15 protein-coding genes and 1 pseudogene are annotated in these 14063 nt (G+C 71.8%); 9 read left to right on the top strand and 7 right to left on the bottom strand.

The annotated features are described in order from the left end of the window. Positions 1–61 precede the first annotated feature (61 nt). Positions 62–1576, top strand: coding sequence for a SulP family inorganic anion transporter (locus GV126_RS01455; RefSeq protein ID WP_201299785.1), 1515 nt, complete (start codon positions 62–64; stop codon positions 1574–1576). A 161-nt stretch (positions 1577–1737) separates the two neighbouring features. Here GV126_RS01455 and GV126_RS01450 read toward each other — a convergent pair whose 3' ends face one another. After that, entirely contained in the window at positions 1738–2676 is a 939-nt protein-coding gene (locus GV126_RS01450) for a GlxA family transcriptional regulator (protein ID WP_159662054.1), read from the bottom strand. A 196-nt stretch (positions 2677–2872) separates the two neighbouring features. On the opposite strand from GV126_RS01450, the gene GV126_RS01445 reads away from it, so the two are divergent. The 5 genes from GV126_RS01445 (at position 2873) to GV126_RS01425 (ending at position 5094) form a co-directional block, all read left to right on the top strand. After that, a complete protein-coding gene (locus GV126_RS01445) occupies positions 2873–3580 on the top strand; it encodes a DJ-1/PfpI family protein (protein ID WP_159662053.1) in 708 nt (235 codons plus the stop codon). Between the two features lie 68 nt (positions 3581–3648). Next, complete coding sequence (locus tag GV126_RS01440; protein ID WP_159662052.1) at positions 3649–3807, top strand: hypothetical protein; 159 nt, start codon at positions 3649–3651, stop codon at positions 3805–3807. After that, positions 3804–4286: a hypothetical protein gene (locus tag GV126_RS01435; RefSeq protein ID WP_159662051.1), complete on the top strand. Its 483-nt coding sequence runs from the start codon at positions 3804–3806 to the stop codon at positions 4284–4286. The genes GV126_RS01440 and GV126_RS01435 overlap by 4 nt, the downstream gene beginning before the upstream one ends. A gap of 2 nt (positions 4287–4288) precedes the next feature. Then, positions 4289–4585 (top strand): DUF3817 domain-containing protein, encoded by a 297-nt coding sequence (locus tag GV126_RS01430; RefSeq protein WP_159673191.1) that lies wholly within the window; start codon positions 4289–4291, stop codon positions 4583–4585. Beyond that, positions 4582–5094 carry a DUF6010 family protein gene (locus tag GV126_RS01425; RefSeq protein WP_236569834.1) on the top strand — a complete coding sequence of 171 codons (513 nt, stop codon included), beginning with the start codon at positions 4582–4584 and terminating at the stop codon, positions 5092–5094. Before GV126_RS01430 ends, GV126_RS01425 begins: the two co-directional genes overlap by 4 nt. A 367-nt stretch (positions 5095–5461) precedes the next feature. On the opposite strand, the gene GV126_RS01420 is transcribed toward GV126_RS01425, so the two are convergent. Then, a complete protein-coding gene (locus GV126_RS01420) occupies positions 5462–5848 on the bottom strand; it encodes a nuclear transport factor 2 family protein (RefSeq protein WP_159662050.1) in 387 nt (128 codons plus the stop codon). Between the two features lie 95 nt (positions 5849–5943). Here GV126_RS01420 and GV126_RS01415 point away from each other — a divergent pair, with 95 nt between their 5' ends. Beyond that, positions 5944–6555, top strand: coding sequence for a TetR/AcrR family transcriptional regulator (locus tag GV126_RS01415; RefSeq protein WP_159662049.1), 612 nt, complete (start codon positions 5944–5946; stop codon positions 6553–6555). Between the two features lie 351 nt (positions 6556–6906). On the opposite strand, the gene GV126_RS01410 is transcribed toward GV126_RS01415, so the two are convergent. Next, complete coding sequence (locus tag GV126_RS01410; protein WP_159662048.1) at positions 6907–7647, bottom strand: class I SAM-dependent methyltransferase; 741 nt, start codon at positions 7645–7647, stop codon at positions 6907–6909. A 356-nt stretch (positions 7648–8003) separates the two neighbouring features. Here GV126_RS01410 and GV126_RS01405 point away from each other — a divergent pair, with 356 nt between their 5' ends. Both GV126_RS01405 and GV126_RS01400 read left to right on the top strand, forming a co-directional pair. Next, positions 8004–8741 (top strand): SAM-dependent methyltransferase, encoded by a 738-nt coding sequence (locus GV126_RS01405; protein ID WP_159662047.1) that lies wholly within the window; start codon positions 8004–8006, stop codon positions 8739–8741. A gap of 265 nt (positions 8742–9006) precedes the next feature. Further along, positions 9007–9612, top strand: coding sequence for a dihydrofolate reductase family protein (locus GV126_RS01400; RefSeq protein WP_159662046.1), 606 nt, complete (start codon positions 9007–9009; stop codon positions 9610–9612). A 145-nt stretch (positions 9613–9757) separates the two neighbouring features. On the opposite strand, the gene GV126_RS01395 is transcribed toward GV126_RS01400, so the two are convergent. From GV126_RS01395 to GV126_RS01380, 4 genes and pseudogenes are all read right to left on the bottom strand, one after another. Beyond that, positions 9758–11314, bottom strand: a complete 1557-nt coding sequence (locus tag GV126_RS01395; RefSeq protein WP_159662045.1) for a carboxylesterase/lipase family protein — start codon at positions 11312–11314, stop codon at positions 9758–9760. A gap of 15 nt (positions 11315–11329) precedes the next feature. Further along, positions 11330–11968, bottom strand: a complete 639-nt coding sequence (locus GV126_RS01390) for a GOLPH3/VPS74 family protein (RefSeq protein ID WP_159662044.1) — start codon at positions 11966–11968, stop codon at positions 11330–11332. 112 nt (positions 11969–12080) lie between these two features. After that, a pseudogene (locus tag GV126_RS01385) lies at positions 12081–12685 on the bottom strand (LuxR C-terminal-related transcriptional regulator). After that, positions 12682–13857 carry a sensor histidine kinase gene (locus GV126_RS01380; RefSeq protein ID WP_185947441.1) on the bottom strand — a complete coding sequence of 392 codons (1176 nt, stop codon included), beginning with the start codon at positions 13855–13857 and terminating at the stop codon, positions 12682–12684. Before GV126_RS01380 ends, GV126_RS01385 begins: the two are co-directional and overlap by 4 nt. Between the last annotated feature and the right edge of the window lie 206 nt (positions 13858–14063).

Here is a 14063-nt window from a genome sequence, read left to right as displayed (position 1 = left end):
CCCGATCCGCGCCCCTGCGGCCGTACCCGGGGTGCGCTCGAATACGACAGGCACTGCATCCTTGCGTTCTTCTGCGTCCTCTTCCCGTTTCTCGCCCTCCGGGCTGCTGTACGGGCCCGGCCGGCCCACGTGGCTGTCCCCGGCCGTGTTCCGTACCGAGTCCCTGGCGGGCCTGGTGGTCGGTCTCGCCCTGATTCCGGAGGCCATCTCCTTCTCGGTCATCGCCGGCGTCGACCCGAAGGTGGGGCTGTTCGCCGCCTGCACCATGGCCATGGTGATCGCGTTCGTCGGCGGCCGGCCCGCGATGATCTCCGCCGCGACCGGCGCCGTAGCGCTGGTCGTCGCGCCCGTCGTCCGTCAGCACGGGCTGGGTTACCTGATCGCCACCGTCATCCTCGCCGGCGTCTTCCAGATCGTTCTCGGTGCGCTGGGCGTGGCCAAGCTGATGCGGTTCGTTCCGCGCAGCGTGATGGTCGGCTTCGTCAACGCACTGGGCATCCTGCTGTTCACCGCCCAGATCCCCAACCTGCGCGACGTGCCCTGGCCGGTCTACCCGCTCGTCGTGGGCGGACTGGTGCTGATGCTGCTGTTCCCGAAGCTGACCAAGGCAGTGCCCGCGCCGCTCGTGGCCATCGTGATCCTCACCGTGATCCCCGTCGCCGCCGGGATCGCCGTGCCGACCGTCGGCGACAAGGGCACGCTGCCGTCCTCCCTGCCGGTGCCCGGCATCCCGGACGTACCGTTCACCGTCCACACCCTCACCGTCATCACGCCCTATGCCTTCGCGATGGCCCTCGTGGGGATCATGGAGTCGATGATGACCGCGAAACTGGTCGACGACCTCACCGACACCGATTCCGACAAGACCCGGGAGGCGGTCGGTCAGGGCATCGCCAACATCGTCACCGGCATCTTCGGCGGCATGGGCGGCTGCGGCATGATCGGCCAGACCATGATCAACGTCAAGAGCGGGGCGCGCACGCGCCTGTCGACCTTCCTCGCCGGGTTCTTCCTGCTCATCCTGTGCATCGTCCTCGGCCCCGTCGTCTCCCGGATTCCCATGGCCGCACTGGTCGCGGTGATGATCATGGTGTCCGTCGGCACCTTCGACTGGCACTCGGTCCAACCCGCCACGCTCAAGCGGATGCCGGTCGGCGAGACCACCATCATGGTCGTCACCGTCATCGTCGTCGTCGCCACCGGAAACCTGTCCATCGGCGTCGTCGTCGGCTCCCTGGGCGCCATGGTGGTCTTCGCCCGCCGCGTCGCCCACCTCACCGATGTCACCTCGGTGACCGACCCCGACGGCACCCAGGTCGTCTACACCGTCACCGGTCAGCTCTTCTTCGCTTCCTCCAACGACCTCGTCACCCAGTTCGACTACGCCGACGACCCCGACAGGGTCGTCATCGACCTCGCCGGAACCCACGTCTGGGACGCCTCCGCCGTCGCCGCCCTGGACGCCATCGAGACGAAATACGCCCAGCGCGGCAAGACCGTCGAGATCATCGGACTGAACGGTTCAAGCGCCCACCTCCACGGCAAGCTCACCGGCGAACTCGCCGGCAGCCACTGACCCCAGCGCCCCCACACCACAGGGCCCCGGCCCGACCAGCTGGGGCCCGTACTGCGGTCGTCACCGCCACCTGGGCCCCGGCAGCCCCTGCGCCCCCGACCTGGCCGTGAGGTATCGACGCAGTCCTCGGCGAGGAGAACGAGGATGTTCCGGTCGGCGGTTCAGCTGAACGTGCGCCGGTAGGTCTGCGGACTGACGCCGGTGGTGCGCTTGAACCGGTCACGGAAGGTGGTCGGTGAGCCGAAACCGACCTGGCTGCCGATGCGTTCGACGGAGTGCTCCGTGGTTTCGAGGAGGTGCTGCGCCTGGCGGATGCGGGCCCGGTGGAGCCATTGGAGCGGGGTGGTGCCGGTCTGGTCACGGAAGCGCCGGATCAGCGTACGGGTGCTGGTCCCGGCCCGCTCGGCGATGTCGGCCAGAGTGAGGTCCCGGGCGAGGTTCTCCCGCAGCCAGGTGAGCAGTGCCTCCAGCTCGGAGCCCTGCGGTGTGGGGGCATGGTCGTGGACGATGAACTGCGCCTGGCCGCCCTCCCGTTCCAGAGGCATCACCGACAGGCGGGCGGCGTCGGCGGCTACGGCCGAGCCGTAGTCACGGCGGATCATGTGCAGGCACAGATCCATACCCGCGGCGGCGCCGGCCGAGGTGAGGAACTGGCCGTTGTCGACGTAGAGGACGTCCGGGTCGACGTGGAGGGCCGGATGGGCGGCGGCCAGAAGCCCGGCCGCACGCCAGTGGGTCGTGACACGCTGCCCGTCGAGGAGCCCGGTGGCGGCCAAGGGGAAGGTGCCGACGCAGATGGAGGCGATCCGCGTGCCGTCCCCAGCTGCCGATCGCAGCGCGTCACGCACGGCGGGAGGGAGGGGGGCGGTGGGGTCGGCGACGCCCGGCACGATGATCGTGTCCGCGTCCTGGAGGCCCTCCAGTCCCCAGGGGCCGCGCAGGGTGAAGACTCCGGCGTCGATCTCGTCGCGCTCGGCGCACACCCGGACCTGGTAGCCGGGCCGCCCGTCGGGCAGGCGGGTCCGGGAGAAGACCTCGATCGGGGTGGACAGGTCGAACGGGATCACCTGGTCCAGTGCGAGAACCGCAACGGTGTGCATGGCAAGAACCTACCCTCTCACGGCACGACGTGTCCGGGCCGGTGTCCCGGTGAGCGCAGGTCACCACCCTTTTCGGCCCCGCAGAAGCGTGTGGCGGTTTCCCGTTGAAGGCTGTCACTTTTGCCACTGGGCGATCAGTTCGGCAGACGATTGACTTCAGGGCGTCAGAGAGAGATCACCTCCGAAGGGAAGCCCCATGCACATCCAGGTCGTCCTGTTCGACGGCTTCGACGCGCTCGATGTCGTCGCCCCCTACGAGGTGCTGTACGCCGGTGGCATGGCATCGGACGGCGCGGTCACCGTCGAGCTGGTGTCCGCGGAGGGGCCCCGCGAGGTGGTCAGCGGCACCGGGGGGCTGGTCCTGCACGCCGTCGGCTCCCTCGACCCTGAGCGGGCGGACATGGTCCTGGTGCCCGGTGCCTCCGGCCGCGTGGACGAACCCGGCGAGGTCGCGGAGGAAGAGGCGGACGGCGGCGAACGGAAGCAGGACGAGTCGATCCCGGTGCTGCTGGAGCGCACGCTGACCACCGAACTGCCCGCACTGCTCCGGCAGGCGATGGACGCCCCGGACGTCACCGTCGCCACCGTATGCGGCGGCTCGCTCGTCCTGGCCATGGCGGGTCTGCTGGAGGGACGTCATGCCACGACGCATCACCTGGGCCTGGACATGCTGGACGCCACCGGTGCCCATGCGGTCCGTGCCCGGGTCGTGGACGACGGCGACCTGATCACCGGCGCGGGCGTCACCTCGGGGCTCGACCTGGCGCTCCATGTGCTGGAGCGCGAGCTGGGCCCGCACATCGCCCACTCCGTGGAGGAGCTGTTCGCCCACGAGCGGCGCGGCACCGTCTGGCGCGCCCGACGCACCCGGGCAACGGCTCCAACGGCTCCCGTCGCTCTCTGAACACCCGGCCGCGCTCTTCGTCGCCGGTCTTCCCCTTCAGGTAACGCGCAGTCAGGAAGAAGAACCTCATGCCTGTCGAAGGCACCCGCAACCTGTCCACCTGCACCCCCGTCCACCGGCTGAGGGCCGGGGCCGAAGTCCGTCGGTACGACGGAGCCCAGGCCGGCCGCCCATCGGCCTCGAAGGTCACCGGCGAGCGCCGGCCCACCCTGGAGCACCAGGCGTGAACAAGCTTCTGCTGTCCTTGCACGTGCTGGCCGCCGTCATCGCCGTCGGCCCGGTCACCGTCGCCGCGAGCATGTTTCCCGCGACGCTGCGCCGCGCCCTCGACGACTCCCACGACGGCGATGCCCGCACCACCCTGCGGACGCTGCACCGCATCTGCAGGGTCTACGCAGGTGTCGGCGTCGCGGTCCCCGTCTTCGGCTTCGCCACGGCCAGCAGTCTCGGTGTACTCGGCGACGCCTGGCTGATCACCTCGATCCTGTTGACCGCGGCGGCCGCCGGCGTCCTGGCACTGGTGATCCTGCCGGCCCAGGACCGGGCCCTGACCGAGAGGACGGGCGGCGTCCCCGCGTCGCCGGGGCCGACCCCGACCGCCCTGACGCCGGGCCGTCTCGCCATGGTCACCGGCATCTTCAACCTGCTCTGGGCCACGGTCACCGTACTGATGATCATCCGCCCCGGCTCCACCACGGGAGTGTGACCATGCATCCGCGGTCTCCGCGCCATCTGCGCGTCGCGGCTCACGCCGAACTGATCTCGCTGATCGTGCTGCTGGCCAACCTGTTCACCGTTCACCTCAAGCCGGTCTCGTCCTTGACGGGCCCCACGCACGGCTGTGCCTACCTGTTCGTCGTGATCGCGAGCTGGCGCCTCCGGCAGGCGCCGACCGCCGCCAAGATCCTGGCCCTCGTTCCCGGCGCCGGCGGGTTCCTGGCGCTGCGAAGGCTCGACCGCGGCGATGCGGCCGGCGCCCAGGCCGAAGGAGTCGTTCCCTCATGAACCTCGTGTCCCCGGTGATCGTCGGCATCATCTACTGCCTGCTGATGTCCCTGCTCAAAGAACCGCACCGCCGCCGCCTCAACGCGCTCATGGTGGGCGGCGCCGGCGCCGCCTATCTGAGCGGGGGCGTATTCGGCCCGTGGGAGATCCTGTTCACGGCGCTCATGACCTACATCGCCTACCGCGCCCTGGATTCCTGGGCCTTCGTCGGCATCGGCTGGCTGCTCCACACCGCATGGGACGTCGCTCACCACCTCAAGGGCCATCCGATCCTGCCGTTCTTCCACGACTCGTCCCTGGGATGCGCCATCTGCGATCCGGTCATCGCCCTGTGGTGCTTTCTCGGTGGAGCTTCCCCGAATGCCCTCGTCCGCCGCAGGTTCAGGCGCGGCCGGGCCCAGCCGACGACGCCCGAACGCACGCCCGCCGTCGCGTCCGAACGCCGGACCACCGGGGCGGACGTCTCGGACCGCACGCCGAACGGCGTGATACCTGCAGCAGGCGACTGACGGATCATCAACAGCTGCCATGCGCGGGTCCCCCGGTGGCGCGGACGACCTGAAACCTCGCCGCGTACCGGGGCCGGTCCGGTGCCGGCGAAGGCGATCCGGCCGGTCCGCCCTCGCTCCCCCGCCCGGACCGGCGCGGCCCATGGAAGGGCCAAGCGGCGCCGGCGAAGCCCTGAGGCCCACCGGCAGGTGGCCCAGGGCTTCGCCGGCATCTTCGCCACGCGCGTTCTCCCTCCAGCGCGACCCGGCGGGGCGCCGGATCCTCCGGCCACGCGGGGCGGGGATGCGCAAGCGGCTCCGGAGGAAGGCGTCCGCCCCGCGGAGGGCCGCGCCGTCGTCGATCCTTCCGGACGCAGACGAGCGCGGGTCAGACGAAGAAGGCGTTCATGCCGGGAACGTCGGACAGATAGGTCTCGATGCTCGCGATCCTGCCGTCCCGCAGGCGGCAGACGGTGGACAGGTACTCGTCCAGCCGGACGTCGCCCCGGCGGGCGGTGTTGTGCAGCGACAGGGCCATGTTCTCGCGGCTGACGAGGATGTGCAGCAGCTCGAAGTGGAGACCGTAGGAAGCGATCTTCTTGGCCCGCTCCACGACCGCGTCGGCACCCTCGGCCGTCCCGGAGATGGTGTTGTCGCCGGGCAGCGTCCAGGTGGCGTCGTCGGTGAGCAGTGACCGGATGCCGTCCCAGTCACCGGCGGCGAGGCAGGCGTGGAACGTCTTGCCGAGCTGGTGGGCGGCCTCGTACTGAGGCATGGTTCCTCCACGAAGAGTTAAAGCGGAGATGTTTGCGTTAAGCAGCCTAGGCACGCCGACTACTAAAGCGCAACTCTTTGCTTTAAGGTGGTGGTATGCCCACCAAAAGCAAAGTCAGCCGCCCGGGTGGCCGGAGCGCCCGCGTCCGCGCCGCCGTCCACCGTGCGGTCGTGGACCTCGTGCAGGAGGTCGGCGCGGACAAGGTGACCATCCCCGCGGTGGCGCGTCGCGCGGGTGTGAACGCCAGTTCCGTGTACCGCCGGTGGGGGACGACCTCCGCCCTCCTGGCGGACGTGGCCGCACACCGTCAGGACGAGGAGACCCCCGAGCTGCTCGGTGACCTGCGCCGGGACCTGGAGCGGGTGGCTGTGTGGACGCTCACGGACCTGTCCCGACCGGGCGGGGTGGCGTTCTTCCGTGCCGAGGTGGCACCGGACGTGGACGAGCGCAGGGCCGGCCTGCGGGCCTGCCTGGAGCGGGTCAGCGCCCGGTTCCTGGCCCCCTTGGAAGCCGCTGCCCGGAGGGGCGAGACGACGCCCTCGCTGGAGCGCGTCCTCGACCGCGTGGTCGCGCCCCTCTATTTTCGGGTGGTGTTCTCGATCCCGGGAACCGACGAGGACTTCGCCCGGGGCCTCGTCGCCGAGCTCTGCGAGTGGGACGGTGCCGTTTCCGCCGCTCACGACGAGGGGCCGACCGCCTCGGCTTGAGCGGCGTCACCGGCAGTGGCACGACTAGGGCGTGTTTCGAAAGCAGCGTCGTCCGCCCGGAGGGCGGGGCCCGCGGCGTCTGGCGCGGTGCATCGCAAGGCGGAGGGTCGTCCGCGTACTGGGCGTACGCGGACGATCCCGACAACGCGGCGAGGTGCCGTGCCAGGCGTCGCGGGCCAGACGGGACTTTCGAAACACGCCCTAGGACGTCACCGTACGCAGCGGGGGCCCGGCGGCCCGCCCGGCTGCTCGACTGCCCTCGCAGGGGGCGGCCCCGTTTCACATCGGACGGCCGCTCAGCCGGGCACCGAGCCCCCGACACCAGCCTGCCTGGTCTCGGTGCGGCGGAAGTTACGGTTTGTGGGTCACCCAGAGCAGTTCCGCCGGCCAGCGGTGTGCCCAGTCCGGCGGGTCGGTCCGGTTGTAGCCGTTGGCTGTTGCGGGTTCGGGGCGCGGCTCGATGAGGTCGTCGATGACGAGGCCCGCGCCGCGCAGGATCCTGACCCACTCGCCGTAGGTGAGCTGGTAACTGACCGCGCCCTGGTCCTCGTCGACGGTGTCCAGCCCGAAGTAGTCCTGCTGCAGCGTCGTGGTCACGCGGCCGGCGGCTTCGTCGTAGCAGGCTTCGAACCATGGGCTGGCGACGTTGAACACCAGGCGGCCACCGCGCCGCAGGACGCGTGCGGCCTGCGGGACGGCCAGGTGCGGGGGCGCCCAGCTGAGCCCGCCGTAGTCACAGAACACCAGGTCGAAGCTGTCGGCGGCGAACGGGAGGTGCTCGGCGGCGCCTTGCACCAGCGGGTAGCGGGCCGTTCCCATGGCGCGAGCCGCCGCGGCGAGTTGCGCTTCGGACAGGTCGAGCCCGACCACGGTGGCGCCCTCCGCGGCGAGCGCCCTGGACCACTGGCCGGCGCCGCAGCCGAGTTCGAGGACGCGCTTGCCGGTGACGTCACCCAGGGCGTGCAGGTGCTCGTCGGGGATGGCGTAGGTGCCCCACAGCCGGGGCGCTGCGCCGATCTGCGGGTCGTGCGCGTGCTGGTAGGCGCTGCTGATCTGGTTCCAGAACCGCCGGTTGGCAGGGATGCTGTCCACGCGCCGACTCAAGCACTGCTGCCGGGGGCGGTCAACACGATTGTGCTGCGACCGGGAAGCTTCATCAGGTTCACGGGTGTGCTGTCCGGATGCCGACGCGATCGGGGGGCGATCGATCAACCGGATCCGGCGTCAGCGGTCGTGGGGAACACCACGGGTTCAGACCGTTCGGCGCCCTGCGCCCAGCCTTGAAGAAACCCCCCCTCCGATACGCCACGGGACGGGTTCCTCGCGAGCGCCGGGCAGGCCATCCACTCCGGTGACCGTGGTCGGCTGCGGCGGTCGTTGGCGGGTGGGCGACCAGGTCCGGCGGAAATCAGGTGCGGGCGAGTCGCCGGGCGTGTCAGGCTCCGCCGATGGACCGTGAACAGATCTCCAGGCACGCTCACGCAGATCATCCGATCGCGGCACCGCTCGACGACGACTCGGTGCGCCACCTGCTGGAACGTGGCCTCTCACGCGGTGCCGAGCGCGTACTCGACCTCGGCTGCGGGGGCGGAGAGTGGCTCCTGCGGGCGCTGACCACGCATCCGCGGGTGCGGGCCGAGGGCGTCGACATCTCCGCGAGCTCGCTGGCACATGCGCGCGAGACCGCGCGGCGGCTCGGCGTGGAGGACCGCCTGGCCCTCCACCATCAGGACGCCGCGCATTTCGCCTCCTCCCACACCTTCGACCTGGTGCTCTGTGTGGGAGCCACGCACGCTTTCGGCGGCCTGCCCCCCACGCTCGCGGCCGCGCGCAAACACCTGGCGCCCGGCGGGCTCGTTCTGGTCGGTGACGGGTTCTGGGAGCGCGCCCCCTCTCCCGAGGCTGTCGAGCTGCTCGGGGAGCTCGCCGACCTGCCGACCACGCTCGAACGGGTCGTCGCGGACGGGTGGACGCCCGTCCATGGGCATATCAGCACCCGCCGGGAGCTCGACGACTACGAATGGGCCTGGACAGGGTCGCTGGCCTCATGGGCCCTGGACCATCCCACCGATCCGGACAGCGCCCAAGCGCTCGAGACAGCCACCGTCCACCGCGCCCAATGGCTGCGCGACTACCGGGACACGCTGGGTTTCGTCTGCCTCGTCCTGCGTCCGACGGGGGACTGATCACGACGCCCGCCTCCCGGAGCAGGCGGCCGCCGTGATCACTGCGGCACCGGTGCGGGCCGGGCGGCCAGGTCGTCACGCCTGCCGGCAGTCAGGAGGCGCACCGCCTGTCGCCACGTCTTCTGGCTGCCGCGTTCGGTCTCGTGGCCTGATACCACTGCACGGCCGGGCCGATGCGGACGACGGTCCTGCTCCTGCGCCGCGGAATCGCGCCGATGAGTTTCCGACGGGTGTGCGGTCTACCCGTCGACGAAGGGAGCGCACCGTGCGCAAGATCATCGTTTGCACGTTTCTGACGCTGGACGGCGTCATGCAGGCACCGGGCGGTCCGGACGAGGACGCTCAGAGCGGCTTCGAGCACGGCGGCTGGCAGAAGCCGGTGTCCGACGACGAGGTCGGCGCGATCATCGCCGGTTGGTACGAGGTCTCCGACGCCCTGCTGCTCGGCCGCAAGACGTACGAGATCTTCGCGTCGTACTGGCCGACCGCCGACCCCGGCAACCCGTTCACCCATCGGATGAACGGCATGCACAAGTACGTGGCGTCCCGGACCCTGACATCCGTCGAGTGGCAGAACTCCACGCTGCTCGAGGGCGACATCGTCGATGCCGTACGCAAGCTGAAAACATCCGACGGCGGCAACATCAACGTCGTGGGCAGTGGCGACCTCGCCCAGACCCTCATGCGGCACGACCTCGTCGACGAGTACCGGCTGACCATCCACCCGGTGATCATCGGTACCGGCAAGCGGCTGTTCGCGGACGGAGCGATCCCCACGGCGCTGGAACCGGTCAGCGTCTCGACGACGAAGGGCGGCACCGTCGTCGGCGTCTACCGGCCGAACGGCAGGCCCGGCTACGGCAGCTATTAGGCGGTCGCCTGTCGGGCGCCTGGCGACGGCTTCGTTCAGGGCTGTCCCCCTGGGGTGCGTGCGCCGGGTTCCTCGTCGGTTCGTCATGGGTGGCGCAGGGTCAGCCGGTCGGGCCGGGTGATGTCCACGGTGGTCATGTACCGGATCACCCGAGGCCGTTCCAGAATGCGCAGTGGTGGCGCCTCGCCACGGTTCGCGTGGGGACGGTGTGGTCCGGCGCCAGGGACAGCACGGTCTGCCGGGGCCAGTGCGGCGACGACGGCCCGTTCGGGTCGGCGGTGCCGGCGAAGCGGGTCCAGTAGTCGATCAGGGTGTCGGCGAGCCGGTGTTGTGCCGCGGTCAGGCGGCGGGGCCGGCCGCCGAGGTCGAAGAGGTACGGCAGTTCGCTCGCGTGCGGTGCGCCGAGCGGGAACGGCGGGGGGCCGGGGGTGAGCGGCGGGGCGTGCTCGTCGGCGAACTCGTAGCGCCATACAGGGGCATGAGCGGAAAGCAGGCCGCCGGTGCGTGCTGTCGGGCAGGCGAAGTTCGCGTCCCCGATGACTGCACCGAACACCGGGCCGCCGTCGCTGCCGTGCACCGGGTACGCGCGCACGATGGCCTGCGCTTGTCGCCGTGAGGGGAAGAAGGCGGCCACGACGTCGGGCCAGGTGTGCGCGGTGACGGGTGTGCCGGCCTGGATGATCCCGGCGGCCCAGCCGTTGCCCTCGTCGTGGTTGTGGCCGAGCAGCACGGGGACGCGGTGGAAGTGGCCTGCGGCGATGGCCGCGGCGGGGTCGCTCGGCAGCAACGGGGTGGCGTACGCGGGGTGCTGATCCACGTCCTGGGCCGCGAGCAGCCGGGAGACGTCCACGCGCCGCAGGCAGGCCAGGACGTCACGGGCGGAACCGCAGCCCACCGTCGCCGCGAGGTCCGCGCCCGTCGCGCGCGCCGTGGACAGGGGAACGGACGACGGGGCGAAGGGCCGGTCCGGGCGGCCTGTGCACGGGCCGCTCTGGATGACCGCCTTGTCGAAGAGTCCCGCGGCGGTGGGTGAGGCAAGCTGGGCGCAGACGCTGTAGCCGCCCGCCGACTCCCCGGCCAGGGTCACGTTGCGCCTGTCGCCGCCGAAGGCACCGATCTCGGCGCGCACCCAGCGCAGTGCCGCCTGCTGGTCGGCCAGGCCGAAGGTGCCGGAGCCGGGCAGCTCGCGGTGCGCGAGGAATCCGAGGGCTCCGAGGCGGTAGTTCACGGTGACGACCACGACGTTGCCGCGGGTCGCCATGCGATGGGCGTCGTACGAGCTGCCCGCTCCGGTGGTGAAGCCTCCGCCGTGCAGCCACACGACGACCGGCCGCGGGTGTGCCGGTGTGGCGCCGTCGGGTGTCGTGACGTTCAGGTGGAGACAGTCCTCGTCGGTGCTGCCGCCGGGCACCTCGCCGGGCGGCTGCGGGCAGGCGCTCGCGGGCCGGGTCGCGTCCCGTACGCCGGACCAGCCGGCCGCCGGGTGGGGCGGCGCCCAGCGCAGCCTGCCGACCGGTGCGGCCGCGTAGGGGATGCCCTGGAAGGTGCGGTAGCCGTCGTGGTCGGCGCCCCGCAGCAGGCCGCCGTGGGTGCGGACCGTCGTGGGCAGGGCGGGCCGGTTCGGTGGTGCTGTGGACCACGCCGTCGCGAGTACGGCGGCCAGGGCGCAGCCCAGGGTGGTCAGGACGCGGTGCGTGGTCATCGTCTCCCCGTTCGGTCAGTTGCCGCCCATGCCGCCCTGCGCGGCGATCATGGTCGTCGGCAGGGCGCGTACTGCCTGCTCCAGGCCGGGCGCGAGGCCCGCGAGAGAGCCCGTGCAGGTGTCGATGCGGCTCCGGAAGGCCTTCCGGTCGCGGCGGGAGACGACCGTGCGGACGCCGCCCGCCGCGGCCAGCGCCAGCAGCGCGGCGTCGGCGGCGGGCAGGTCACGCACGGGGCCGTCCCCGTGCAGCGCCGCGGACACGCGTGCACGGACTGCGGCGGTCACCGCCGGGTCCGTCACGCTCAGCCGGCGTGCGCCGAAGCGGGTGCGGGGTTCCCTCACGGTGAGCAGTCCGGTCGCGGCCAGCCGGTCCTCCACGTCCGTCAGGGTCCGCTTGCGGTGGCGGCGCAGAAGGTGCTTCCAGCTGTGCCCGTCGGCGGCATCGCGCAGAACGCGGTCCAGGACGGGGTTGCCGGTCGGTGCCGTGCCGGACACGGTGACCGTGCCGCGGTCCTCCCCGAGCCGGCCGCGCACCGCGAGGTCGATCAGGGCGGCGGCACGGACCAGCAGAGCCGTCCGGGAACGGTCGTACGGGCCCCCGGCCGCCTCGTCGTGGGCGAGCAGGTACATGGTGCAGGCCAGGTCGTCGGTCACGTCTCGACGCTAGGGCCGGGCACCCGGGCCGGGCATCGGCCTCAGGAGGGGACCGGCACTGGGAACGCAGGAGGAGCGCGGCCCGGCCTCCTCCTTGAGGAGGAGGCGGCGGTCAGGGGCGGCGTGGCCGCACGAGGCCGTGGTCGTAGGCGGCGACGACGGCCTGCACGCGGTCGCGCAGGTTCAGTTTGCGCAGGACCGCGGTGACGTGGTTCTTGACGGTGGCCTCCGACAGGCGCAACCGCTCGGCGATCTCCGCGTTCGACAGCGCCTGCCCGATCAGGGTGAGCACCTCCCGCTCCCGGGCGGAGAGGTTCCCCAGGGAAGGCGGCGGTGCCGGGTCGGAGGTGGTGCGCAGGTATCTCTCGAGGACGCGGCTGAGGACGGACGGCGCCAGCAGCGCGTCGCCGCGGGCGGTGAGGCGGATCGCGTCGACGAGTTCACCGGGCCGGATGTCCTTCAGCAGGAAGCCGCTCGCCCCGGCCCGCAGGGCGGCGACCACATGCGCGTCGACGTCCCACGTCGTCAACACCATAACCCGGGCATGCGGACGTCCATGAGCACCACGTCGGGGGCCAGGTCCCGCGTCAGCCGCACCGCCTGCTGTCCGTCGGACGCCTCACCGACCACCTCCAGGTCGTCACGAGCGTCGATGATCATGCGGAATCCGGTACGGACCAGGGCCTGGTCGTCGGCCACCACCACGCGCAGGGTCATGGCGCGCCCCCCACCGGCAGCCGCGCCGTCACCTCGAACCCGCCTGCGGGCAGCGGACCGGCGTGCACGCTGCCGCCGACGAGCCGTGCGCGCTCCCTCATCCCGACCAGGCCGCGTCCCACTCCCGTCGCGGGCTCAAGGGTGCTCGCCGTACGCCCGTTGTCGACCACGCTGATCCTCACCCACTCGCTTTCGACCGTCACCCGCACGCTCACCTCGTCGGCGCCGACCGCATGGCGCAGCGCGTTGGTCAAGGCCTCCTGGACGATCCGGTACGCCGCCAGGTCCACCACCGTCGGCAGCCCGTCCGTGGCGCCCTCCCTGTGCACGTGGACGGTCGTCCCGGTCGCACGCACGGTGTCGGCCAGGTCGTCCAGGCGCGCCAGCGAGGGCCCCGGCGCCCGCTGCTCCGCCACGACGTCCTCCCCGGTGTCGGGCCGGAACGCCCGGAGCATCAGGCGCAGTTCGCCCAGCGCGGACCGGGCGCCCGTCTCGATGGCCCGCAGCGCCTGGCGGGCCTGATCGGGCCGTTCGGTGAACACGTCGTCCGCGGCGCCCGCCTGGACGATCATGACCGACAGCGTGTGCGCCACCACGTCGTGCACCTCGCGTGCGATCCGCGCACGCTCCTCCACCACGGCGCGTCGCATCTCCGCCCTCGTCCGTTCCTGCTGCGCCCTGCGCCACTGCCCCGCGGTCCATGCCAGGACCACCGTCAGCAGATAGACCGCCAGACCCGCGGGGCCGCCCGCTGCCGACGCCGCCGCTGCCGGCAGGCACATCGCAGCGAGCGCGAGCACCGACACCCGCCGCGGCCTGGTGGCCGACAGTACGCACAACGTGACCTGCGCCGCGAGCAGCGCCCCGGTCAAGGTCACCGCGGGCAGCAGGGCCCATGCCGCGATCCCCGTCACGGTGTTCGCGGCCAGTACGGTGAGCGGGGCCCGCGCCTGCCACCTCAGGGCGCAGACCTGTGCGAGGACCAGGGCCACGGCCACGGCCACGAGCAGTCTGCGCCCGTGCTCCGCGCCGGCGACGAGCACCGACGTGCCGAGGACCGCGAGCACCAGGCCGGCCGATCCCGCCCACAGCGCCCGGGCCGTCCGGGGCGACAGCTCACCCCGCGCTTCCGCGGCGAACGCGTCGTCCTGCTGTCCCCTGCTGCCCTCCACATCACGACCCTATCCAGCGGCGTGAGAGGGCGAGGCGAAAGCCGGGCTGCTGGTGTCGGGCGGGGACGGTGCGGGAGTCGCCCGCCGCGCGATCACCGACCGCGGCACCGGCGTCGGCCCGTTCAGCCGTCTCCCAGGGGCCTCCGCCGACCGCCACCGATCACCGCGCCCGCCGGCCGACGTTCGGCGGGCGCGGTGATCGGTGG

It is taken from the genome of Streptomyces mexicanus, from assembly GCF_902506575.1.
GTDB classification, from domain to species: Bacteria; Actinomycetota; Actinomycetes; order Streptomycetales; family Streptomycetaceae; genus Streptomyces; species Streptomyces mexicanus.
Note: the sequence above shows the minus strand (reverse complement) of the source record. Positions and strands in the feature narration are given on the sequence as shown.